The sequence below is a fragment of the Aeribacillus sp. JST-2 genome (assembly GCF_056032925.1).
The window spans coordinates 1-23,002 of the sequence record NZ_JBVVUU010000038.1 but is presented as its reverse complement, the minus strand read 5'-3'; the positions used below and the strand labels follow the sequence as shown (position 1 = coordinate 23,002).

The following is a 23,002-nucleotide window of genomic DNA, read 5'->3' as shown; positions in this document are numbered from 1 at the left end:
ACCTTTAGACCCAGTTTATTACATGTACCAATACTGGGTTTCTTCAGTATTGCCTTTTTTCGGATCATCGGACAAGGGAATTTCCAATTTCTATGATTTTTCACCTTGACATATTACCGCAGGACTTTTTCATCATTGCCTTCATAATCTTCCCCTGTTATGGCCAAATCATAATATTGTTTTTCATAAAAACATTAAACAAAAATTACCATTTGTGATGTAGAATAGATTTTCTCACCTGAACCATAATACGTAATAAGCAACATTCCATTGGGTTAAGCCGTTGAAGGCAGTGAATGTTCCACATTCACGCTGGTGCAACCCCAGCTAACCCAACCAAAAAACATTAAACAAGGAGTTGAACATCATGGCTCAAAGCAGAAGCAACAACTCTAACCAACTTTTAGTCCCTGGTGCTGAGCAAGCACTTGAACAAATGAAATTTGAAATTGCCCAAGAATTTGGAGTAAACCTAGGAGCAGAAACAACTTCCCGCGCTAACGGGTCAGTTGGTGGAGAAATTACGAAACGTCTAGTTGCGCTTGCTCAACAACAAATGAGCGGTTTCCAACAACAATAATCAATTTCATATTTATGGATACGGAGGCACGATTGTGTCTCCTTTTACATGAATAATCTGGGAGGTGTCTTTCATGACCGTCGGTACAAAACTGATGGAAACCATTGCAAGCTGTGAAACGACCATTGCAAACTTACATAGTTTTGCATTGGAAACACAAGATCAACAAGCGAAGCAATTATTTCAAAACCTTGCTCAACAGCAGCAGCAAGTTTTGGATCATTTAAAAGCAAGGCTGGACTATATCCAGAATGAAGAGCCGCAATTTAAACAGACATAGTATTAGGCAAGCAGATCTTCACGAAAAAATCCCCGCACTTTCAATGAAACGAATATAATCATTTGATCACCGGATCAAACAAATCAACTGCGGAACAAAATAATGCAAACCGAAATGTTTTGAGAATAATTTCCCCTCTTTCCGCGAATACTTTTTTATAAAAAAAGGAGGGATTGCCATGGCTCTTATACCATATGATCCTTTTCAGGAACTGCAGCACTTTAGAAGAAACATAAATCGCATGTTTTCAGACAATTTTTCTCATTTCTTTGAAAACTTTGGACAAATGGACATGCCTCGCATCGATGTTCAAGAAACGGATCACGAGGTGATTGTCAGATGTGATCTTCCAGGCCTTGAGAAAAAAGAGGATGTCGACATCAACCTTGATCGCAACATTCTTACGATCAGCGGCACAATTCAAAGAAATGAAGAAATAAAAGAAGAACAATTGCACAGGCAAGAACGATTTGTCGGCCGTTTTCACCGAACCGTGACTTTGCCTGCAAACGTGAAAGAAGACGAAGTGAAGGCAACATACCGAAACGGCGTGCTTGAAGTCAGGATTGCGAAAGAAACGGCAACAAACAAAAAGAAAATTGATGTTCAATTCCATTGAAAAGTGAGGTTGTTTTTCTCCAGCTTCACTTTTTTTTATTGCATTTTTCGCCAAGTACGATTATGATGGATATAGAACATCAAACCTATATCTTGTGTTGGTTTTAAAAATTGGATACTATATATTGAAAAACCATTCGACAAAGGTGCTTTTTAAGCTTAAAAGGGAATCCGGTGAAAAACCGGAACTGTCCCCGCAACTGTAAGTGCAACGAAATGAAACATCCACTGTACAATTGTACGGGAAGGATTCAGAGTAGGATGAGCACAAGTCAGGAGACCTGCCTTTGTTCGGCCGTTTCAAATTCTTCGGGGGTTGGGAAGATGAAACGATGGTTTAAAGGTGAGGCTTTTGTGCATTTTTGCCGCTTCCTTTTTAATCATCGTTTGATCCGCTCAACAACGTTTTGGAGCGGATTTTTATTTTGATGAGGAGGATGTTTTCCATGAATGCAACAAAACCTTTCAATCTTCATGAGCTATCTTTAAGGAGTTTCAATCGCGATTCCTTAGAGCATTATCTCAAGCAGCTAGAAGAAATACACTCATCCCTTTCTTTTGACGAATACAGACATCGGATTTTAACGACCTTCCAATATCAAGAAATCAACGATATCGAAAAAGTTTCCAATCTTTTCATCATTGAAGCTTTAGCCAATATTTCAGAAGAAGAACCTGAATGGACTTTTTTAGCCGCTCAGATCTTGTTGGAGAAGCTTTACCATGAAGCAGCCATCCATCGGGGATACGATGAACCAGGTTATGGGGATTTTTATGCCTTAATTGCGGCATTGACGGAACTTGGCATCTATCATCCGCAGCTGTTGCAGCATTACTCGAAAGAAGAAATCGATGAACTTGGCAAATACATCAATCCTGAGAAGGACAAGCTGTTTACTTACATCGGATTGAGAACACTGGCCGACCGCTACCTTGCTAAAGATTTCCAGAAACGTACGTTTGAATTGCCCCAAGAACGCTTTATGATTATTGCGATGGCCTTGATGATGAAGGAACATCCTTCCAAACGCCTTCATCTCGTAAAAGAAGCTTATTGGGCTTTAAGTAATTTGTTTATGACGGTTGCCACCCCTACCTTGGCTAATGCCGGAAAATCAGTCGGCCAATTGTCAAGCTGCTTTATTGATACGGTCGATGACAGCCTTCAAGGAATCTATGATTCGAACACGGACATTGCCAACGTTTCCAAAAGCGGCGGCGGAATCGGTGTTTACTTAGGAAAAATTCGCAGCCGCGGAAGCGATATTCGCGGTTTCAAAGGAGTTTCGTCAGGAGTTATTCCGTGGATGAAACAATTGAACAACACAGCCGTCAGCGTCGACCAGCTTGGCCAACGAAAAGGAGCGATCGCTGTTTATTTGGATGTATGGCATAAAGACATATTTGCTTTTCTTGACGCAAAATTAAACAACGGCGATGAGCGGCTCCGAACTCACGATTTATTCACCGGTGTATGCATTCCGGACCTATTTATGGAGCAAGTTGAAAAACGGGGCGACTGGTACTTATTTGATCCGCATGAAGTTCGTAAAACAATGGGGTTTAACTTGGAAGATTTTTTCGATGAAGAAAAAGGCAGCGGCAGCTTTCGCGAAAAATATTATGAGTGCGTCAACCATCCGTTTTTGTCAAAAGAAAAAGTCCCGGCAATCGAAGTGATGAAACGGATTATGATCAGCCAACTGGAAGCGGGCACGCCGTTTATGTTTTACCGGGACGAGGTTAATCGCAAAAATGCGAACAAGCATGCGGGCATGATCTACTGCAGCAACTTATGCACCGAGATTGCCCAAAACCAAAGCCCCACAACGGTTGAAGAGCAATATGTCGAAGACGGCAAAATCATTGTCGTCAAAAAACCCGGCGATTTTGTCGTTTGCAACCTTTCCTCGATCAATTTGGCACGGGCAGTTACAAATGATGTTCTTGAGCGGTTAATTCCTATTCAAGTTCGCATGCTCGACAATGTCATTGATTTAAACAATATTCCGGTATTGCAAGCAAAGCTTACAAACAAAAAATATCGTGCCATCGGGCTCGGAACTTTCGGCATGCACCATTTATTCGCATTAAACGGAATTAAATGGGAAAGCGACGAAGCAGTTGAGTTTGTTGACCATTTATATGAAAAAATCGCCTATTTAACCATTCAAGCAAGCATGGAGCTTGCAAAAGAAAAGGGAGCCTATCCTCTCTATAAAGGGTCTGAATGGGAAACAGGAAAATATTTTGAAGATCGCGGCTATACGTCAGAAAAATGGCAAGAGTTGAAGGAGCAGGTGAAAGCGCACGGAATCCGCAACGGCTACCTAATGGCGGTCGCACCGAATGCTTCCACGTCCATTATCGCCGGAAGCACAGCCAGCATTGATCCGATTTTTCAAAAAGTATATTCAGAGGAGAAAAAAGATTATAAAATCCCTGTTACGGCGCCAGATTTAAATGCAAAAACAACCTGGTTTTATAAATCCGCCTATATGATCGATCAAATTTGGAGCATTAAACAAAACGCCGTTCGCCAAAAACATATCGACCAATCCATTTCATTCAATCTTTATGTGTTAAATACGATTAAAGCGAAAGATTTGCTGAATTTACATTTAACCGCTTGGAAATCTGGTTTGAAAACGACTTACTATATCCGCTCCACATCAAGCGATCTTTACGAATGTGAATCATGCGCCAGCTAAACTTTAGGTATCGAAACATTTTTTAGACCGAACGGAACAACTTGTTGATGAACTAGAAGAATGGGGGAAAGAAAATGGAACAGCAATTAGCAAAACGCGTCATCATGGATCCGGAAGCGCCGAACCGCTCGACAGCTATTGTAAATGGAAGAAGTTCCAACGTTTTGAACTGGGATGATGTTGCTTATCCTTGGGCATATCCAAAATATAAAAGAATGCTCGCCAATTTTTGGACGCCCTTTGAAATCAACATGTCTCAAGACATTAAACAGTTCCCTGAACTGTCTGAAAGAGAGAAGGATGCATTTTTAAAAATCATCGGCCTTTTAGCTCTTTTGGACAGCATCCAAACCGATTATGCCGGAAAAGTTGCGGATTACATTACAGATTCAAGCATCAGTGCCTTAATGATTTTGCTTGCACAGCAAGAAGTCATCCATAATCATTCATACTCTTACATCCTTTCCAGCATTGTTCCGAAAAAGATCCAAGACGAAGTATTTGAATATTGGCGAAATGAACCGGTGTTAAGAAAGCGAAATGAATTTGTCACAAACGGCTACAAAGCGTTTGCGGAAAATCCGAATGTTGACAATCTGCTGAAATCGATCGTTTTCGACGTTGTGTTAGAAGGCTTGTTTTTCTACTCTGGTTTTGCCTTCTTTTACAATTTGGCGCGTAATCAAAAAATGGTCGCCACCAGCACCATGATCAATTATATTAACCGTGATGAGCACATTCATGTTGATTTATTTGTAAAAATTTTTAAAGCGGTGCTCGAACAATATCCTGAATATAACAACGATGAACTGAGACAATTTGTGTCAGAAACGTTTAAGAAAGCTGCGGAATTGGAGCTGGAATGGGCCGGATTAATCATCGGAAATGATATTGAAGGATTGCATTTGAAAGACGTGGAAAGTTATATTAAATTTTATACAAATGTCCGCGCCAACCAGCTCGGCTTTGAACGTCCTTTTGACGGTTATCGGACGAATCCGTTAAAATGGATTAAAGCCTATGAAGAAGTGGACTTGGGCAAATCCGATTTCTTTGAGCAAAAATCAAGACAATACACAAAAGTAAACCAAATCGATAATGGCTTTGACGAATTATAATTTCAGGTTTCGACTAACGCGGGCAGCTGGGGGCTGCCCGCTTTGTTTTTATTTAAAAACAGGATCACCAAAATTTTGTTATAATGAAACAAAGAGACAACGTGTGAACGAAAGCCGCAGGCTGTTTTTGAATGTTGGGTAATGACTTTGGAAAACATCATGTTCAAAAAGTTCCCAAGCTACCAATATGATCATCTCTTTGGGAAATAAGTTTGAGCAGTCCTCTTAAAATGGCGGGTTGATTTTGCTTCATGGGTTTTTGCATGTCAATGGGGGGTGATGGAATGATTTACTTGTTAGTGGGTTTTGGCGGGATAATAGGAGCCTCGCTTCGATTTAGCTTGGGCATATGGACAGACAGCTATTGGACAGGTTCCCTTCCGCTGGCAACCGTTTTGGCTAATTTAACTGGAAGTTTCCTTTTAGGATGGCTGACCGAGTATGCTGTCCAAACCAAAAAGCTTCCTTCCCACTTTACTGCAGCTGTCGGAACAGGATTGATCGGTTCATTTACGACTTTTTCAACGTTTAGTTTCGAAAACATTCAATTGATGATGGACTCGAAATGGGAGACAGCATTTGTTTATACATTCGTGAGTTTAATCGGCGGTTTGTTGTTCGTGTCGTTCGGCTGTGCGCTTGGACGCAAGGCGGCATGCCGAAAAGAACATTGAAACCGTTGACGGATTGGAGGGAGGAGATATGCTTACCAGCTTCATACTTGTAGGCATCGGAGGATTTTTAGGTGCAAACGCACGTTTTATTGTCAGCAATTGGATCAAAAAGAAATGCTCTTCCAGTTTCCCAGTTGCTACATTTGTTGTCAACTCCGTCGGTTCCTTTTTGCTCGGTCTTTTCATCGGCCTTCATGTGAGCAATAACTTACAATTATTATTAGGTACAGGGTTTTTAGGAGCGTTTACTACCTTTTCTACTTTCCAGCTTGAGAGCGTACAATTAGCTGCCGAAATGAAAAAAAAATTATCCATCATCTATCTTGCATCAAGCTATACAATTGGCCTTTTACTGGCCTTTCTCGCTTACAAACTCGGAATTTTATTTTGAAATAATTGCTTAGTTGTATTGTCAATTTCAGATTTTTTCTCTATAATAAACATTGTCTGTCGGGATGTAGCTCAGCTTGGTAGAGCACCAGCATGGGGTGCTGGGGGTCGCAGGTTCGAATCCTGTCATCCCGATACCATTTCTCCTCCCTTTTTTCCTGCTTATCGGCGACTCCTCTATCACAACTGAAACGGTTATCCCATCATCTCTTTTTTTGAAGGTAATGTTTAAATATGTTTTTTTGAAAAAAACGCATGCCGCTGGAAAAAAACAAAACCGGCATTTAGCAAAATGAGGGCGCTCGTCGTTAAAAATACAAAGGGTATGCCTTCAAGAGCTGCAATTTGCCCTCCGAGAATCGGCCCAACTAAATTTCCAAGATATTGAGCTGACTGATTATAACCAAAAATTCTGCCGGCATATTCATCCGGTATTAATTTTTTTAGGAAGGAATTAATGGACGGCAGCAGACCGGCCATTGCAAAACCTAGTAAAAACCGTAAAATGAGCAATTGCCAAGTATAATCCACAAACGCTTGTAAAATAAACAGGACGCCCGCAAATAACAGACAAATTTGCAGCACATTTTGCGGTCCTACTTTATCGCTTATTTTTCCTAAACGGGAAGCTGCACACACATTTGAAATTCCTGTTGCAGATACGACAAAACCCGAAATGAGCGCCAGATGCTCCGTCTTCCCAGCAAGTTCTTTCACATATACAGTAACAATCGGTTGAATAGACATAACAGCTAACTGCAAAATAAAGGTAGTGAAAAAGACGCCGATCACCAAATGAGGTCTTTCTAGTAAATTCCAACTGAATTGTTTAGTTGAATGCATATTGGCCAATTGCGTTTTATCTTCTTTAATCCAAACGGACGTTAAAAAAGATGCAAACATAAAGGCGCCCGTCACAAAAAATACATGGCGCAAACCGATCCAATCCGCCAAAAAACCGCCAAGCAGCGGTCCGATCAATGAACCGCCTACTGTTCCTGTTGATAAAATGCCTAATGCTCTGCCGCTGAAGTCTTTTGGCGTTTGCGTGGCAACGAGAGTAATCGATGCCGGAATAAACCCCGACACCGCCCCCATCACAAAACGCAGTCCAGCTAACTGATAAACATTTTGCGCAAATCCCATTAGCGTCATGATGACCGCCATTCCTAAACTGGCTCTAAGAAGCATCGGTTTACGCCCATATTTATCGGCAAGTTTGCCCCATAATGGCGATACGATCGCTGCCATAAGAAAAGTGGAGCCGAACACAATTCCCGACCATCTGGCAATATCCCCTTCATTAGAAATGCCGAGTTTCTCAACATAAAGGGGCAAAAAAGGAATGACAAGGCTCATTCCGCTGGACGTACAAAAAGAACCGAACCAGCAGATATACAAATTTTTCTTCCACAATTCCATCGCTGCACCTTCTTTTATTTCATTCACTACACCAATATTATATATCACATTTATTTCTCTTTGTTAAATATTTTGTATTCGTAATTTTAGTTAATAAAATAAAGGATGAATTTTTTCACCGAAACTGCTTTCCAAAAAACAAGAGAGCAGAAACAGCTCCTGCTCTCCTTATTGCTAACGTGATTTGACCTAAGCAAAATCTTACTTTTTTTTGATCTCTTTCCGCAATTGAATCAATTTGTATAAATTGATGACAACGGTTTTGGTGACGGCATATGTCGGAACAGCCAAAATCATTCCTAAAATACCGGCGATATTCCCTGCAACAAGAAGCAAAATGATAATCGTCAGGGGATGTGTGTCAAGCCTTTTTCCAATGATAAAAGGGGAAATGACGTTCCCGTCAATTTGCTGGACAACCGTTACAACAATAACAACAAGAAGCGCTTTGAACGGCGAATCAAGCAATCCGACAATTACAGCGGGAGCCGCTCCAATAAAAGGGCCCAAATACGGAATAATATTTGTAATGGCCACAGTAATCCCTAACAGCAATGCATATGGAAGTCCAATGATCAAATAACCGATAAATGTAAACAAGCCTACAAATAATGATACGAGCATTTGTCCTTGAATATAAGTAGAAAGGGTTTGGCCTGTTTCCCTTAAAATAATTCTCACTTCGTCCCTGAAATCAGTTGGAAAAAACTTTACCACTTGATCCGGCAGCTTATGGCCGTCTTTAATCATATAAAATAGGATGAATGGAACGGTTACGATAATCAGTGTAATGTTCGTGATGACGTTAAAAATCGACTGGACCCCGTTTGTGATATTATTGGTAATTTTGGATGCATAGTGCGTAATCGTGCTTTCAATTTTTGCGATGGAGAAATAATCTTGTGTCAGCACCCATTGAAACCAGCTTGTATGATATAAATTCTCCACGATTTCCCTTGATTTGACAATATAAAAAGGCGTATTTTGAATCAAATCGTTAAACTGTTTGACGATCGTCGGCCCGACCAAAATGACAACGAGAGCAATGCCAATAATAAAGAAAACATACAAAATGAGGATGGCGAGTACTCTCGGGATTTTTTGCCTTTCAAGAAAATCGATAAACGGTGCAAACAAGAAGAATAAAAAACCGGAAATAATAATCGGAAAGAACAATGTAGTGACAAAGATGCCGATCGGTTCAAAAAGAAATGAAATTTTTGTGCAAAAATAAACGATGACGATGATCATGAGAATTTCCAGCGTCCAAAACTGGAGTTTTGATTTAAACATATTGGCCTCCCGCATTATCATTTTTCAAAAACGATATTCTTACCATTTAGAATAGCCTTAGAAATATCATTTTCAAACGAGTGCTTAAATTTTGATGTTGATTTTAATGATATTGGCCCGTCTCAATGTTTCAAAAAGAATTACGACGGCAGGGCCTAAAAACAATCCCCAAATGCCGACCATCTTTAAACCGATGAACATGCTGATCAGAGCTGCAAGCGGGCTTATGCCCATATTCGATGACATAATTTTCGGTTCCACCGCCCGTCTAACAACCGTAATGACAAGAAATAAAACGACAAAACCGATGCCAAGATTTGTTTGCCCTTGGCTAAATGCATAAATCGCCCAAGGAACCAAGACAGATCCCGTTCCTAAAATTGGGAGAATATCGACAATCACAATGATGATCGCCATAATCAAGCTGAAATCAACGCGAAGCACGGATAGCCCGATGTAGGCTAAAACAAAGGTCAATAAGCTCAAAATCAGCTGAGCTTTCATGAAACCAAATCCTGCTTTGTATAAATCATGCAAAACATATTTTATTTTTTCCTTCGTTTTATCGGTCAACATCGATTCAATCGAAGCCCAAATTTTCGGAAGATCTAAACTAATCAAATAAAGGGCGATCAAATAAATAAGAACTTCAATTAGAAATCCCGGAATACCGGATACGAACATAATGAGTGATTCCAGCAGTTGTTTCACAAGCCCATCAACAGAATTGACGGCATTATTGATCGATAATTCAATCGATGTCATCACACCTTCAGGCAGTGTTGCAGAATAATTTTCCCATGTATCAAGAAGAGGATTGATAAAATCCGAATTGAATTTTCTGACGTAAAACGGGATATTCTCGATGAAGCTAACAAGTTTCGTATAAATGAAGTTTATTAAACCGACCCCGAGAATACATGACAACAGTAAAAAGATGACAAAAGTCAATAAAACCGCCAAAGGCCTTTTTATCTTTGCTTTCTTTTGCAAAAGGCGAATCGGCTTCTCAAGAACAAGCGCCGTTAACAGGGCAAGCAAAATTGGGATGCTAAAAGGTATGAGAATAACAAAAGCAATAATGATGACAAAGATCGGCAAGTACTTTTTCATTTTCAATACATTTTCCCCTATCCTTCTAAAATATTCAACTACTATTATAGCTTGTAATTCTCTTTTAAACTATGGAGTATCCTCACCCTTTTAAAAAAAAATGCAATTTCCTTTTATGTTCCATTTTACTAATTAGCACATTTTTTGCAAAATATCTAGACAAATTAAAAACAGTCACATATAATCTAATTAGAAAATTGAATGTGAATCAAATGGAATCCCAAAGGGGAGTAGCTTAACAATAAAGCCGTCATTTCGTGGGTATCCCACCGGTTTTATTGAACAACGATGAAGTTGTTAGCGAGACCTTTGCCATACAATGTGGCAAAGGTCTTTTTGCATTTTCATCATAACAGGAGGATGATATAGGTTTGTTGCTTAGAAAATACATGTCCAGAATTGGAATTGGAGCAGCGACCGTTGATCTTGTCTTGGAAAAAGATGCCTATTATCCAGGCGAAACGGTGAAAGGCAATTTCTTTATTAAAGGTGGAACGATTAAACAATCCATTAAAAAACTGCAATGCGATTTGATAAAAATGACAAAAATGGGGCAGCAAAAAGTTTATGAGATCATCGCTACAACGACCATTTTGACACACGAGATCATCGATTCTGATGATAGGGCGAAAATCCCTTTTGAGTTTGTATTGCCGGAAAATCTGATGCCATCTACAGATTCGCTGACATACAGATTCAAGTCTACATTGGTTTTCAGTAAAGGGGTCGACAGCCTTGATCATGATCATATACAAATCTTAACAAAATCGTAAAGAGGATGGGAGATGAGAAAGATGGCGTAAAGAATTTGCTTTTTTTTCCGCCATACGCTCACTCCTCCCTTTCTTGTTTAATTTTTTCCAGATCAAAGGAGGTGAAAACAAAACATACATTACATTCGTTTCTTGCCATAATTACTGGTTATACCTTTCGATATGAAACCGGACTTATTTTCAGTAATTGGAATAGTGAATGATGCAGCAATATTGATACAAATGCTGCAGCAAATTGTAAAATGGCTCCTATGCCATTAAAGGAAAAATATAGACTTTCACACGTATAGTGAAAAGGATATGAATCGGGTAAATTAATTTCAAGGAGTGATGTACATTGGATTTATTCTCACCTGAATTTTGGTCAGCTTTAATTTCCATTATTATTATTGACTTGGTGCTGGCAGGCGACAACGCCATCCTTATCGGTCTCGCTGCCAGAAATGTACCGAAACACCAACAGAAAAAAGTGGTTATTTGGGGAACATTTGGGGCGATTGCCATCCGTGCCGTAGCAACACTTGCCGTAGTTTGGCTCTTGAAAATCCCGGGGCTGTTATTAGTCGGCGGCATCCTTCTTCTATGGATAGCCTACAAGCTCTTGGTGGAAGAAAAAGATCATGACATTGATACAGGGGACAGCTTTTGGGCTGCCATCAAAACCATTATTGTTGCGGATGCCTTAATGGGGCTCGATAATGTCCTCGCCGTAGCCGGAGCTGCACACGGATCATTTTTATTGGTGATCATCGGTTTATTAATTTCGATCCCGATTGTTGTATGGGGCAGCACGTTGATAATCAAATGGATTGAACGGTTTCCGGTTATTATTACAATTGGTTCCGCCGTCATCGCTTTTACCGCAGCCAAAATGATCGTCGATGAAAAATTTTTGAAAGGATTTTTTGAAGAAAACCCCGTACTTAAATGGGGACTTACAATTGTTCTTGTGGCAGGGGTCATATTGGCAGGGTATTTGAAAAAGAGAAAAGATTCTCCTGCGCAACCAAAAAAGGAAGAAGCATCTTAACAATATAGAGGGGCAAACTTTGAATTGCCCCTTTTTATATATACTTTCGATGTACATTTTGCCCATCATAACTGAAGATAATCTGTTTATTTTCTACAACAGTTTCCATGTGGACGGCACGTCCCCAAAGCTGATAAATATATGGGAGAACCTTTTCCAAGTATTTTATATCAAGTTCTATTCCTTCATACCAATGCTTTAAGTACAGTTCGCCGTTTTTCAAATAATCGCCGTCCATCACCGTCACAAATGGAAATCCGCCATTGATCCTCATGCTTACAAGCTGATCTCTGACAACTTCCCAATCTTTATCCACTATTTTATATTCATTGCCTTGTTTTTGAAATAAATACAAATCCTCCCGCAATACTAAATCTTTTGTTAAATAGTTACGAATAAAAGACGTATCTGATTCAATTTCCCTGATCTCAAACAATTTTGCCCTTCCGGAGCCGGCAGTAATTCCTTGCTTTTTCATCTCTTCTGTTGGATTGTTATACCGTTCTTCAATATCTTCAAAAATTTTCAGCCCTAAGTAATATGGATTGATCCCTGTCCGCGATGGCTGTACAACTCCGGCATTTAATTTCGCATATTCTATCACCTCTCCGGAAGTTAACGGAAGTTCCCTCATAATCCTTTGGTGCCAATAGGTAGCCCAGCCCTCATTCATGATTTTCGTTTCAAGCTGCGGCCAAAAATAAAGCATTTCTTCCCTCATCATTGTTAATATGTCTCTTTGCCAATCTTCCAATTCCCTGCTATACTCCTCAATGAATAAAAGCAAATCTTTTTCCGGCTTCGGCGGAAATTTTTTTCTCTTCTTTCCCTTTTTTTCTACACTCTTTTTCCCTCTTTCATCCAAATCCCAAAGATCATCATAAGGTGTCTTCATGACCGGCTGCTCTTCACCATCATCTTCGTCATCTAAACTCCAGGAAAGCTTTTCCCGCAGTAAAGACGGATCAATATGTTCCTGAATCGACAATACCGCGTCAAGAAACATTTCCACTTCTTTTTTTCCATAAAGTAGTTCATAATGTTTAATTCTTTCAGCCGTTGCCGCCATACTTTCAACCATATCACGTTTTGTATTGCTAAAATGGATATTGTTTTTAAAAAAATCGCAATGTGCAAGGACATGAGCTACAATCAGTTTATTTTGAACAAGGGAATTTGTATCAAGCAAAAAAGCATAGCATGGGTCGGAATTAATGACCAATTCATAAATCTTGCTAAGTCCTAAATCATAATGAAGCTTCATTTTATGAAATTGTTTGCCAAAACTCCAATGAGAAAACCTTGTCGGCATTCCGTACGCGCCAAATGTATAAATAATGTCGGCAGGACAAATTTCATACCGCATCGGATAAAAGTCAAGGCCAAATCCTTTAGCAATTTCGGTAATTTCCTCTATCGCATACTCAAGCGCTTGTTTGTCTTCCATATTCATCTTGAAATCCCCCTTATATTGCCCTTATAACAATTTATGTAATAAGAAGGGGGATGATGAGGCCATTTTATGGGTCGTATTGGAAAAATAAAAACGGCGCCCTTTTAAGGAAGCCGCTAATAATCATAAATTAGGCAAATAGCGGTGCTTGTTTCATTAGCATGGATGGGCCAAAAAATTCATAATGAATCTTTTCATCCGCTACTTTTAACTCTTCTAAATAGCTGACGATTGCTTTCATAAAGGGGACAGGACCGCAAATATAATAATCTGCAGCCGGATGAATAAATTTTTCAAGCACATCTTTTGTGATCTTTCCTTTATGATCCCCGTTTCCATTTTGTATTGGCTGATCATAGCAAATAAAAGATGTCCCATTTGGTAATAGGGTTACGACATCTTTCACCTCTTTATCAAATGCCCGCACCGCTTCATTTTTGGCGGCATGAATGAAAGTTACAGGTCTAGCTGGATTTTCTTTGGCAATAGAATGAAGCATGCTCATTAACGGTGTTACGCCAACACCGCCGCCGATCAGAACAACAGGAGTTAGTTGATGAACATCTAAAACAAAATCCCCTGCAGGAGCACTTAGTTCTAGTTCGTCGCCAACTTGAATGTGGTCGTGCAAATAATTGGAGACCTTCCCGCTTGGCTGATTTGGCTCTGCTTCACGCTTGACGGAAATTCGAAAGTAATCTTTCCCTGGTGCATCGGATAAACTGTACTGTCTATTTAATACGTATTTTTCCCCATCTATTGTTATTTTTACTGTAATATACTGACCCGGCATAAAATACGGAACAGGAGCGCCATCTTTCGGTTTTAAGTAAAAAGATGTAATCACATCACTTTCCTTAACTTTTTCAGCAACAATAAATGGTTTAAAAAACCGCCATCCGCCTTCCATTTTTTCCGCTTCATCGTACATTTCTTGTTCGACATTAATAAAAACATCTGCAATTACTTGATAAGCCTCTTTCCATGCCGATATAACTTCTTCTGTTGCGGCATCCCCCAATACTTCTTTTATTGCTGCTAATAAATTTTCGCCAACAATAGGATAATGTTCCTTTTTCACCCCTAAACTACGGTGTTTATGGGCAATTTGTTTTACAGCGGGAAGAATGTTTTCCAATTGATCTATATGTGAAGCTGCTGCCAAAAGAGCATTTGCCAACGCCGTTTGTTGTCTTCCTCTTTGCTGGTTTGCATGATTAAAAATGTTTAACAGTTCTGGATGATGGTGAAACATCCGTTTATAGAAATGGCTTGTGATTTCAGTTCCTCTTTCCGCTAATATCGGAACAGTTGATTTAATAACACCAATCGTTTCTTTAGACAACATGCAAATTCCACTCCTTTTTAGAAAAGATGTATATAAATTACATCTTTAAAATATCTTACATTTTTAATTAAAGCAATATTTCAAATACATCTTTTGAAAAGTTGTCACTTTTGATGATCCGGTTGGAAGAATGTATAATGGTTAATAATATGTATGGATAAAGAGAGGGAAACAAATGCGTCTGACCAATTATACAGACTATTCCTTGCGTGTACTTATATACATTGGTGCCAAAGATAGGGAAGAACTTTCAAATATTAAAGAAATTGCAGATGTATACTGCATTTCCAAAAATCATTTAATGAAGGTTATCCATCAATTAGGAAAAAACGGTTATATTGAAACAATTCGCGGAAGAAATGGCGGTTTTCGTTTAGCTCGTCCAGCATCAAAAATTGTCATTGGTGAAGTTGTCCGAAATATGGAAGAAGATTTTTATCTTGTAGAATGTTTCCATGAAGACAGCCATTGTATTATAAGTCCTGCATGCAAATTGCGCCATATTTTGCATCAAGCATTGCAAGCTTATTTACATGTGCTCGACCAATATACATTGGCTGATTTAATCATCAATAAAAATGATTTGAAGGAAATGCTTAAACTTCCATAAACCTTTGACCGCAAAGGGGTTGTCCGAAAAAATGGTTTTTCAGCCCAATCATAAAAAAGTAAGACCAAAGAATGCTGTTAAATCAACATTCTTTGGTCTTTTATTTGGAAACATGTGACCCTAAAATGGGCTAATCAGACAGCCCCTTTGCCTTTCCGGGCTAATGAAAAAGTCAAATGATTGACACATTGACAACAATTACACCGTTTTTCACAGCCTGTTATTCATACAATAAACATAACTCCTTTTACAGGAGGATTTAAAATGAACAAATTGGATTATGATAAAGCTCTTTATTACACTCACCGTTCCCAATGGGATAATTTAGTTATTTTAATGGTGCGAACAAAGGACGATTTTTTATCCAAAAAAATTGAACATTTTTTGCATGCTTATCATTACGAGACTGACTACCAACTGATCGAACAAAAATTATACGGTTTGCTTCGTTATATCGATCATGCTTTGGAACAAACAGCTATACAAAAACAAATGATTGTGTTCACATAGGCGGAAAACTAACAAAAAACCCCATGTCATTCTGACGATGACATGGGGTTTACAGAATATTTAACGTCAACCTTTTAGAATCTGTTCCACTTTCTCCATCACCGCATTCGTTAAGACGGCCAATGCTTTTTCGCTGTTTTCTAATGAATCTGCTTTTACGGCAAAATAAAACTTCACTTTCGGTTCCGTTCCGGACGGTCTTAAACAAAACCAGGATCCGTCATCAAGAAAATATTTCAAAACATTCGATTTCGGCAAATGAAGCGTTTCTTTTTCATTTGTTTTCAAGATGGTCCGTTCACGTTTTAAATAATCTTCAATAATGGTAACCGATTGGCCGGCGATCATTTTCGGCGGATCGCTTCGGAATGAGGCCAAGATGCTTTGAATCTGTTCTGCTCCATCTTTTCCTTTTAAAGTTAATGATTTTAATCCTTCACGGTAATAGCCGTATTGATCGAATATTTCCAGCAGACCGTCATACATGGTCATGCCTTTTTTCTTATAATAGGCACAGACTTCTACGGCTAAAATGGCCGCTTGTACGGCATCTTTATCTCTGACAAAATCACCGATTAAATAGCCATAGCTTTCCTCGTAGCCAAATTGGAACTTGTATTGCCCGTTTTGTTCATATTCTTTAATTTTTTCGCCAATAAACTTGAAGCCGGTGAGCGTATCGACCGTATCGAGCCCGTACGACTCGGCAATTGCTCGTCCAATCTCCGAAGTAACGATCGTTTTTAGTACAACGCCGTTTTCAGGAAGCAACCCTTTTTTCTTTTTTTCGGAAAGAATATAGTTCAATAAAATGGCGCCTGTTTGATTTCCGGTTAAAACGACATATTCCCCTTTATCGTTCTTGACGGCAACTCCCAATCGATCCGCATCAGGATCGGTTCCGATTAATATGTCGGCATTGATTCGTTTCCCTTCTTTAATGGCCAGTTCAAATGCGGCATGCTCCTCCGGATTCGGCGATTGTACTGTTGAAAAATTCGGATCGGGAAGCTCCTGTTCTTTCACAACGGTTACATTTTGATAACCTAATGCTTCAAGCGCCCGTCGAACCGGTTTGTTTGAAGTCCCGTGAAGAGGTGTAAATACGACTTTTACATCCACCTCTTGCGATAAATTCGGATGTAAAGAAATCGTTTTTAGCTTTTCGTTATATGCCTCATCAACTTCCGGTCCAATTATTTTCAAAAGGCCTTTTTGTTTTAAAATATCTTCGTTTTCAACTGCTACTTCCAGCTCATTTTCCACTTCATATACTTTTTGAATCACATCATCAGCTGCTTTTGGCGGAAGCTGTCCACCATCTTCCCCGTATACTTTATAACCGTTGTATTCCGGCGGGTTATGGCTGGCCGTAATAACAATTCCGGCAAAAGCATTTAAAAATCGAACCGCAAAAGAAAGTTCGGGAGTCGGTCTAAGCTCATCAAACAAGAAAGTTTGAATGCCGTGTGTGGAAAGCGTTTTGGCCGCTTCCATTGCAAATTCAGGCGATTTATGGCGGGAATCATAGGCAATGACCACCCCTCGTTTTTTTGCTTCATCTCCAAATGATTCGATATATCTCGCTAATCCTTCTGAAGCCTTGCGAACCGTATATATGTTCATTCTGTTTGTGCCCGGGCCAATTTCACCGCGCATACCCCCGGTGCCGAATTCTAAATTTTTATAAAAACAGTCTTCCAATTCCTTTGGATTCTTTTCTTTCTCCTGTAATTGCCGTTTAAGTTCCTGATCCAGATCACTCTTCGCTTTCCAGCGTTCATAATTCTCTTTCCAGTTCCCCATAGCTATTTGTCCCCCCAGCCTAAGAAGTATTTACCATTTCAGCGCTACTAGTATTTTATCACATTTTTTGTCGAAAGGAGACGGCTGTTTCATAAAAGCAACGTCCCAATTTCTTAGGATGCCGTCGATGACAGGACAGCAGATTGGGGGCGGGTTTATTCCTGTTTATGGTCAAAACTTTCATCCACTGGAACTACCGCATCATGCAAAGAGGCTTCCAACTGTTCTTTCATTTGTTCTTTTTTGTTATCGTCCCATTTCAGCCGGCCGCTCATATAGTCAATAATCGGATCTTTCCAAGTCCGTACCCAATCGATATCAAACATTAGTGCGCCGGTTCTTCTGACAAAGAAATCGACAGGCGTTACAGCCATTTCTTCAGTTATCGCATATTCGACTTGAGCCAAAATCATAGCTGGTATTTTACGGGTTTCCGCTTCAGTTCCGAGGTTTTTAACCAGCCGAAACAAATGATCCACATTTGATCCATAGCGCTTTGCAAGCTGCTCGGCCTCTTCTTTTGTCAAACCTGCTTTCAATCCTTCGTTTATTTTTTGTTTAATGAAGTTGGGGAAGTTTTTTGAGCCGCCGACATGCCCTCCGGAAATCGGCAGTCGTTTTGTTTTACAAGAATCGAAATGGTTGATCCCTTCTTCATTCAATTGGCGGACGACAAGATCAACTACCGTTTCAGCCATTTTGCGATACCCTGTCAGCTTTCCTCCTGCAATCGTAATAAGCCCCGACTCAGATGTCCATATTTCATCTTTTCTGGAAATTTCTGATGGATTTTTTCCTTCTTCATAAATTAATGGGCGTACGCCGGCCCAGCTCGATTCGACATCGCTTTCCGAAAGGGTTAAATCCGGAAACATGAATCGGATCGCCTTTAACAAATATTCTCTGTCTTTATAGGTCATTTTCGGATGCGACGTGTCACCTGTATAAAAAGTATCCGTTGTTCCCACATACGTTTTTCCGTCTCTTGGAATGGCAAATACCATGCGTCCATCAGGCGTATCAAAATAAATCGCTTGCTTTAGCGGAAATTTCGATTGGTCAAACACTACATGAACTCCTTTTGTCAGCCGGAGCTTTTTCCCTTTTTTCGAGCGATCCTTTTCTCTGAGCTTATCCACCCATGGACCTGTCGCATTGATGATTTTTTTCGTGAATATTTCATATGTTTTCTTGCTCATGACATCTTCTACACGAACGCCGACAACTTTATTGTCCTGATAAATAAAATCGGTCACTTTCGCATAGTTGACAACATCTGCGCCAAATTTGACCGCCTCCTTCATCACTTCGATGGTAAGACGGGCGTCATCCGTCCGATATTCGACATAATATCCTCCGCCTTTTAATCCCTCTCTTTTCAGCAGCGGTTCTTTTCGCAAAGTTTCTTCTGCGTTTAACATTTTTCGGCGTTCACTTTTTTTGACGGCTGCTAAATAATCATAAAGAAGCAAACCGATCGACGTTGAAAATTTGCCAAACGTTCCGCCTTTGTGAATAGGAAGGAGCATCCATTCCGGTGTTGTGACGTGCGGGCCGTTCTCATATACAACTGCACGTTCACGCCCGACCTCAGCAACCATTTTCACTTCAAATTGTTTTAAATAGCGAAGACCCCCGTGAACAAGCTTCGTCGAACGACTTGAAGTCCCTGCCGCAAAGTCCTGCATTTCAACTAAAGCCGCCTTCATTCCTCTAGTTGCCGCATCGAAAACAATGCCTGCTCCTGTAATCCCCCCGCCAATCACCAAAACATCATACGTTTCTTTTGCCATTTTGTTTAAAATTTGCTCCCGTTCCATGCTCGTGAAACCCATCACTCTCAGCCTCCGTTTTTATTATTATGTTTACCCATTTTTCAGCAAACAAAAAGAGACCACAGCTAGCTAAAGCAAGCCCATGCTTGCTTAAGTGTGTGGTCTCTCCTGCTCTCCAACCTATTATTAACCTAATGAAATTGTATCATATTATAGTGGAAACGTAAATGAAATCGTTTTATTATTTTCCCTTTCAGCGTTATTTAAAAGCGCGTGTGGCCTGAACGGCTTTTCTCCATCCCTCATAAAGTTTCTCTCGCATTTCCTTCGCCATCATCGGCTCAAATTGTTTTTCCAAATTCCACTGTTGTTTTATTTCTTCACGATTTTTCCAATAACCGACGGCAAGCCCTGCAAGATATGCAGCTCCGAGAGCCGTTGTCTCATTAATGACCGGCCGTTCAACAGGTACGCCTAATATATTGCTTTGAAATTCCATTAAAAAGTTATTTTTGACAGCACCGCCATCTACCCGCAGAGTTTTGAGCGAAATACCAGAATCTGCTTCCATCGCTCCGAGAACGTCCTTCGTTTGATACGCAAGCGATTCCAATGTCGCCCGAATAAAGTGTTCCTTTGTCGTCCCCCGGGTTAAGCCAAAAACCGCACCTCTTGCATCACTGTCCCAATATGGCGTGCCAAGACCTACAAACGCCGGAACAATATAGACTCCATCTGTTGATTCAACTCTCGTTGCATAAGATTCACTATCTTTGGCATTTTTTATCATTCTTAATCCGTCGCGAAGCCATTGAATCGCAGAACCGGCAACAAAAATGCTGCCTTCTAGTGCATATTCAACTTTCCCATCAATTCCCCAAGCGATTGTAGTGAGAAGCCCGTGCTTAGACTTAATCGCTTTTTCGCCGGTATTCATGAGCATAAAGCAGCCTGTTCCATACGTGTTTTTTGCCATTCCTTCATCAAAGCATGCCTGCCCGAATAATGCCGCCTGCTGGTCGCCCGCTGCCCCGGCGATCGGAATTTCTTGGCCAAAGAAATGGTAGCTTACCGTTTTGGCATATATTTCAGAGGATGGTCTTACCTCAGGGAGTATTGATTTCGGAACATTTAAAATGTCAAGAAGCTCATCGTCCCATTTTAAGTTATAAATATTGAACATGAGTGTCCGGGATGCGTTTGAATAATCGGTAACATGCGCCTTTCCGCCTGAAAGTTTCCAAATAAGCCATGTATCAATTGTTCCGAACAAGAGCTTCCCTTGTTCCGCTTTTTCTCTTGCTCCATCAACATGATCTAAAATCCATTTCACTTTCGTTCCGGCAAAATACGGGTCGATCAGCAATCCCGTCTTTTCCCTGAACAAAGAATCATATCCTTTCGCTTTTAATTCTTCACATATATCCGCTGTTTGCCGTGATTGCCACACGATCGCATTATAAATCGGTTTTCCGGTTTCTTTCTCCCAGACTACAGTCGTTTCCCGTTGATTGGTGATGCCAATGCCGGCAATTTGCTTTGGATCAATGCCTGATTCAGACAAACAGGAAGCAATGACTGCCAAAATCGAACCCCATATTTCATTCGGATCATGCTCTACCCATCCCGGTTTTGGAAAATGCTGTGTAAATTCTTTTTGAGCGGTATGGACAATTTCGCCCTTTTGATTAAACAAAATGGCTCTTGAACTTGTGGTGCCTTGATCAAGTGACAAAATGTAACATTCCATCTTCAATTCCCCCGTTTCAAATAAATGTTTGTCAGACAGGAAACTTTCTCAATTTGTTGAATACAAAGATTTTTGTGCTTCAGAGTGTGAACCTGCCTTTTTATTTTTTACATATATGAATAAAAGAAGTGCGATTAACACAACAGCGCCGATCCAAAATTGATCTCCATCTTTCCCTTGAAAAACATATTGGTAAAATAACGCACCAAATGAGCCGCCGGCTAAAGGAGCAGCTACTGGAACCCACGCATATTTCCAATTCGAACTTCCCTTTCCCGGAATCGGCAATAGAAAATGGGCAAGTCTTGGCCCTAAGTCTCTGGCCGGATTAATGGCATATCCTGTTGTTCCCCCCAATGAAATTCCGATGCTTACGATCAAAAAACCGACGATGAGCGGGTTTAAGCCCTCTGTAAACTTATTCGCCCCGATGGCCAGAATTCCTAGTACCAATACAAAAGTTCCGAACATTTCACTAAAAAAGTTGGCAAATGTGTTGGGGATGGCCGGGCTCGTTGCAAAAACCCCCAATTTCACACTTGGATCATCTGTTTTTTCCCAATGCGGCAAATAGTGAAGATATACAAGTACTGCGCCGCAAACAGCTCCAATCATTTGCGCCAAAATATAGGACGGGACTAGACTCCAAGAGAAATCGCCAATGATGGCGAGACCTATTGTCACAGCCGGATTTAGATGGGCGCCGCTTATCCCGCCAACCGCATAGACGGCCATGGCAACTGCCAATCCCCAGCCGAATGTAATAACGATCCACCCAGAACGTTCGGCAAATGATTTTTTTAAATTAACTCCTCCACAAACACCAGCTCCCAAAACAATTAGAAGCATCGTACCGACAGCTTCTCCTATAAATGCATTCATAAATTCCCCTCCTATATTTTTATCAAAATTTGTGACAGAAAAAAGTTGTTTTGCATAAAAAAATCCACAACAAATTCCCTCCCCATTTAAGAGAGGCTTGTTGTGGATCTCCTTTTCTCCATCACATTTGTTAACTTTATTGTCAGCATAACAACTTTTGAAAGCGTTGTCAACATGTTTTTTTGTGGAAAATTATTCAATCCAAAGATGCTCCTTTGAGGTGGTGACGGCGGTTGCCCCTGCTGTTAAGGCGTTTTCTATATCCTCCTTCGTTTGAATAAAACCTCCCGCTAAAATGGGAATGTTTGTTTCTTTTTTTATATTTTGAATCAAGCGCGGAACGATTCCAGGCAGCACTTCAACAAAATCAGGTTCATATTTCTTCATAATGTCCAAACTTTTATCCAATGCCCCGGAATCTAATAAAAACAGCCGTTGAACAGCTATTACTTTTTTTTGTTTTGCCTTGGCAATTACGGATGTTCTTGTTGAAATTAATCCTGCCGGTTTAATATCTTGGCATAAAAACTCCGCTGCATACTCATCGTGCTTTAATCCTTGGATTAAATCAACGTGAATAAGCAATTTTTTGTTTGCCTTTTTTCCAGTGTCGACCAAACTTTTCAACTGCCCCAAATGGCTGTCAAGCAATACCCCAAATTCAAAATCGCTCTGCAGAAAACGATCAAATTGCTTCATATTCCGAATAGCCGGAATAATCGACTGTCCATGAAACATCCGATGCTCCCTCCCTCTATAAATGTTGATATATCAACGGTTGTAGCCGTTTCAGGGGTGTCAAAAAAATATTTTTCGACAAAGTTTCTAACATTATTTCTTAAATATGTGTATATCTTACATTGACG

At 40.1% G+C, this 23,002-nt stretch carries 21 protein-coding genes, 1 tRNA gene and 1 riboswitch; of the genes, 12 read left to right on the top strand and 10 right to left on the bottom strand.

Annotated elements, in window-relative coordinates; translation table 11 throughout:
* Positions 1-367: 367 nt before the first annotated feature.
* From AC0KTX_RS14155 to AC0KTX_RS14120, 8 genes are all read left to right on the top strand, one after another.
* Positions 368-580 (top strand): small, acid-soluble spore protein, alpha/beta type, encoded by a 213-nt coding sequence (locus AC0KTX_RS14155; RefSeq protein WP_474252768.1) that lies wholly within the window; start codon positions 368-370, stop codon positions 578-580.
* A gap of 73 nt (positions 581-653) precedes the next feature.
* On the top strand, positions 654-860 hold the full coding sequence (locus tag AC0KTX_RS14150) for a DUF1657 domain-containing protein (protein WP_474252767.1): 207 nt from the start codon (positions 654-656) through the stop codon (positions 858-860).
* Between the two features lie 178 nt (positions 861-1,038).
* The gene (locus AC0KTX_RS14145) at positions 1,039-1,479 is read left to right on the top strand and encodes an Hsp20/alpha crystallin family protein (RefSeq protein WP_474252766.1); all 441 of its coding nucleotides are present in this window, start codon (positions 1,039-1,041) and stop codon (positions 1,477-1,479) included.
* A 126-nt stretch (positions 1,480-1,605) separates the two neighbouring features.
* A riboswitch (cobalamin riboswitch) is annotated at positions 1,606-1,781 on the top strand.
* 134 nt (positions 1,782-1,915) lie between these two features.
* On the top strand, positions 1,916-4,189 hold the full coding sequence (locus AC0KTX_RS14140; protein WP_474252765.1) for a ribonucleoside-diphosphate reductase subunit alpha: 2,274 nt from the start codon (positions 1,916-1,918) through the stop codon (positions 4,187-4,189).
* A 74-nt stretch (positions 4,190-4,263) separates the two neighbouring features.
* Positions 4,264-5,307 (top strand): ribonucleotide-diphosphate reductase subunit beta, encoded by a 1,044-nt coding sequence (locus tag AC0KTX_RS14135; protein WP_474252764.1) that lies wholly within the window; start codon positions 4,264-4,266, stop codon positions 5,305-5,307.
* A gap of 284 nt (positions 5,308-5,591) precedes the next feature.
* Positions 5,592-5,981: a fluoride efflux transporter CrcB gene (crcB, locus tag AC0KTX_RS14130; protein WP_474252763.1), complete on the top strand. Its 390-nt coding sequence runs from the start codon at positions 5,592-5,594 to the stop codon at positions 5,979-5,981.
* Positions 5,982-6,009: 28 nt separating this feature from the next.
* Positions 6,010-6,372: a fluoride efflux transporter CrcB gene (crcB, locus tag AC0KTX_RS14125; protein WP_474252762.1), complete on the top strand. Its 363-nt coding sequence runs from the start codon at positions 6,010-6,012 to the stop codon at positions 6,370-6,372.
* Positions 6,373-6,432: 60 nt separating this feature from the next.
* Positions 6,433-6,506: transfer RNA gene (locus AC0KTX_RS14120), tRNA-Pro, on the top strand.
* A 93-nt stretch (positions 6,507-6,599) separates the two neighbouring features.
* Here AC0KTX_RS14120 and AC0KTX_RS14115 read toward each other — a convergent pair.
* The 3 genes from AC0KTX_RS14115 to ytvI all read right to left on the bottom strand — a co-directional run bounded on the left by AC0KTX_RS14115 (position 6,600) and on the right by ytvI (position 10,199).
* The gene (locus AC0KTX_RS14115; RefSeq protein ID WP_474252770.1) at positions 6,600-7,793 is read right to left on the bottom strand and encodes a multidrug efflux MFS transporter; all 1,194 of its coding nucleotides are present in this window, start codon (positions 7,791-7,793) and stop codon (positions 6,600-6,602) included.
* 201 nt (positions 7,794-7,994) lie between these two features.
* Positions 7,995-9,086 (bottom strand): AI-2E family transporter, encoded by a 1,092-nt coding sequence (locus AC0KTX_RS14110; RefSeq protein WP_474252761.1) that lies wholly within the window; start codon positions 9,084-9,086, stop codon positions 7,995-7,997.
* A gap of 84 nt (positions 9,087-9,170) precedes the next feature.
* Entirely contained in the window at positions 9,171-10,199 is a 1,029-nt protein-coding gene (gene ytvI / locus AC0KTX_RS14105) for a sporulation integral membrane protein YtvI (RefSeq protein WP_474252769.1), read from the bottom strand.
* 371 nt (positions 10,200-10,570) lie between these two features.
* Between ytvI and AC0KTX_RS14100 the strand changes: the two genes are divergently transcribed.
* Together AC0KTX_RS14100 and AC0KTX_RS14095 are read left to right on the top strand one after the other, a co-directional pair.
* Positions 10,571-10,972: a sporulation protein gene (locus AC0KTX_RS14100; RefSeq protein ID WP_474252760.1), complete on the top strand. Its 402-nt coding sequence runs from the start codon at positions 10,571-10,573 to the stop codon at positions 10,970-10,972.
* Positions 10,973-11,309: 337 nt separating this feature from the next.
* Complete coding sequence (locus AC0KTX_RS14095; RefSeq protein ID WP_474252759.1) at positions 11,310-12,002, top strand: TerC family protein; 693 nt, start codon at positions 11,310-11,312, stop codon at positions 12,000-12,002.
* A 34-nt stretch (positions 12,003-12,036) separates the two neighbouring features.
* On the opposite strand, the gene AC0KTX_RS14090 is transcribed toward AC0KTX_RS14095, so the two are convergent.
* Together AC0KTX_RS14090 and hmpA are read right to left on the bottom strand one after the other, a co-directional pair.
* Positions 12,037-13,455, bottom strand: coding sequence for a SpoVR family protein (locus AC0KTX_RS14090; protein WP_474252758.1), 1,419 nt, complete (start codon positions 13,453-13,455; stop codon positions 12,037-12,039).
* Between the two features lie 130 nt (positions 13,456-13,585).
* Positions 13,586-14,803, bottom strand: coding sequence for an NO-inducible flavohemoprotein (gene hmpA / locus AC0KTX_RS14085; protein ID WP_474252757.1), 1,218 nt, complete (start codon positions 14,801-14,803; stop codon positions 13,586-13,588).
* A gap of 175 nt (positions 14,804-14,978) precedes the next feature.
* On the opposite strand from hmpA, the gene AC0KTX_RS14080 reads away from it, so the two are divergent.
* Positions 14,979-15,413, top strand: a complete 435-nt coding sequence (locus AC0KTX_RS14080; protein ID WP_474252756.1) for an Rrf2 family transcriptional regulator — start codon at positions 14,979-14,981, stop codon at positions 15,411-15,413.
* Between the two features lie 264 nt (positions 15,414-15,677).
* Positions 15,678-15,923: a YhdB family protein gene (locus AC0KTX_RS14075; protein ID WP_474252755.1), complete on the top strand. Its 246-nt coding sequence runs from the start codon at positions 15,678-15,680 to the stop codon at positions 15,921-15,923.
* A gap of 66 nt (positions 15,924-15,989) precedes the next feature.
* On the opposite strand, the gene AC0KTX_RS14070 is transcribed toward AC0KTX_RS14075, so the two are convergent.
* The 5 genes from AC0KTX_RS14070 to AC0KTX_RS14050 all read right to left on the bottom strand — a co-directional run bounded on the left by AC0KTX_RS14070 (position 15,990) and on the right by AC0KTX_RS14050 (position 22,874).
* On the bottom strand, positions 15,990-17,729 hold the full coding sequence (locus tag AC0KTX_RS14070; protein WP_474252754.1) for a phospho-sugar mutase: 1,740 nt from the start codon (positions 17,727-17,729) through the stop codon (positions 15,990-15,992).
* A gap of 155 nt (positions 17,730-17,884) precedes the next feature.
* Positions 17,885-19,564 carry a glycerol-3-phosphate dehydrogenase/oxidase gene (locus AC0KTX_RS14065; RefSeq protein WP_474252753.1) on the bottom strand — a complete coding sequence of 560 codons (1,680 nt, stop codon included), beginning with the start codon at positions 19,562-19,564 and terminating at the stop codon, positions 17,885-17,887.
* A 199-nt stretch (positions 19,565-19,763) separates the two neighbouring features.
* The gene (gene glpK / locus AC0KTX_RS14060; protein WP_474252752.1) at positions 19,764-21,254 is read right to left on the bottom strand and encodes a glycerol kinase GlpK; all 1,491 of its coding nucleotides are present in this window, start codon (positions 21,252-21,254) and stop codon (positions 19,764-19,766) included.
* A 48-nt stretch (positions 21,255-21,302) separates the two neighbouring features.
* Positions 21,303-22,136 (bottom strand): MIP/aquaporin family protein, encoded by an 834-nt coding sequence (locus AC0KTX_RS14055; protein ID WP_474252751.1) that lies wholly within the window; start codon positions 22,134-22,136, stop codon positions 21,303-21,305.
* A 192-nt stretch (positions 22,137-22,328) separates the two neighbouring features.
* Positions 22,329-22,874 carry a glycerol-3-phosphate responsive antiterminator gene (locus AC0KTX_RS14050; RefSeq protein ID WP_474252750.1) on the bottom strand — a complete coding sequence of 182 codons (546 nt, stop codon included), beginning with the start codon at positions 22,872-22,874 and terminating at the stop codon, positions 22,329-22,331.
* Positions 22,875-23,002 lie beyond the last annotated feature (128 nt).

Bases quoted from the DNA above. Each gene is read 5' to 3' on its own strand.
- AC0KTX_RS14155 (WP_474252768.1), top strand. From the start codon at position 368: ATGGCTCAAAGCAGAAGCAACAACTCTAACCAACTTTTAGTCCCTGGT.
- AC0KTX_RS14150 (WP_474252767.1), top strand. From the start codon at position 654: ATGACCGTCGGTACAAAACTGATGGAAACCATTGCAAGCTGTGAAACG.
- AC0KTX_RS14145 (WP_474252766.1), top strand. From the start codon at position 1,039: ATGGCTCTTATACCATATGATCCTTTTCAGGAACTGCAGCACTTTAGA.
- AC0KTX_RS14140 (WP_474252765.1), top strand. From the start codon at position 1,916: ATGTTTTCCATGAATGCAACAAAACCTTTCAATCTTCATGAGCTATCT.
- AC0KTX_RS14135 (WP_474252764.1), top strand. From the start codon at position 4,264: ATGGAACAGCAATTAGCAAAACGCGTCATCATGGATCCGGAAGCGCCG.
- crcB (WP_474252763.1), top strand. From the start codon at position 5,592: ATGATTTACTTGTTAGTGGGTTTTGGCGGGATAATAGGAGCCTCGCTT.
- crcB (WP_474252762.1), top strand. From the start codon at position 6,010: ATGCTTACCAGCTTCATACTTGTAGGCATCGGAGGATTTTTAGGTGCA.
- AC0KTX_RS14115 (WP_474252770.1), bottom strand. From the start codon at position 7,793: ATGGAATTGTGGAAGAAAAATTTGTATATCTGCTGGTTCGGTTCTTTT.
- AC0KTX_RS14110 (WP_474252761.1), bottom strand. From the start codon at position 9,086: ATGTTTAAATCAAAACTCCAGTTTTGGACGCTGGAAATTCTCATGATC.
- ytvI (WP_474252769.1), bottom strand. From the start codon at position 10,199: ATGAAAAAGTACTTGCCGATCTTTGTCATCATTATTGCTTTTGTTATT.
- AC0KTX_RS14090 (WP_474252758.1), bottom strand. From the start codon at position 13,455: ATGAATATGGAAGACAAACAAGCGCTTGAGTATGCGATAGAGGAAATT.
- hmpA (WP_474252757.1), bottom strand. From the start codon at position 14,803: ATGTTGTCTAAAGAAACGATTGGTGTTATTAAATCAACTGTTCCGATA.
- AC0KTX_RS14080 (WP_474252756.1), top strand. From the start codon at position 14,979: ATGCGTCTGACCAATTATACAGACTATTCCTTGCGTGTACTTATATAC.
- AC0KTX_RS14075 (WP_474252755.1), top strand. From the start codon at position 15,678: ATGAACAAATTGGATTATGATAAAGCTCTTTATTACACTCACCGTTCC.
- AC0KTX_RS14070 (WP_474252754.1), bottom strand. From the start codon at position 17,729: ATGGGGAACTGGAAAGAGAATTATGAACGCTGGAAAGCGAAGAGTGAT.
- AC0KTX_RS14065 (WP_474252753.1), bottom strand. From the start codon at position 19,564: ATGGGTTTCACGAGCATGGAACGGGAGCAAATTTTAAACAAAATGGCA.
- glpK (WP_474252752.1), bottom strand. From the start codon at position 21,254: ATGGAATGTTACATTTTGTCACTTGATCAAGGCACCACAAGTTCAAGA.
- AC0KTX_RS14055 (WP_474252751.1), bottom strand. From the start codon at position 22,136: ATGAATGCATTTATAGGAGAAGCTGTCGGTACGATGCTTCTAATTGTT.
- AC0KTX_RS14050 (WP_474252750.1), bottom strand. From the start codon at position 22,874: ATGTTTCATGGACAGTCGATTATTCCGGCTATTCGGAATATGAAGCAA.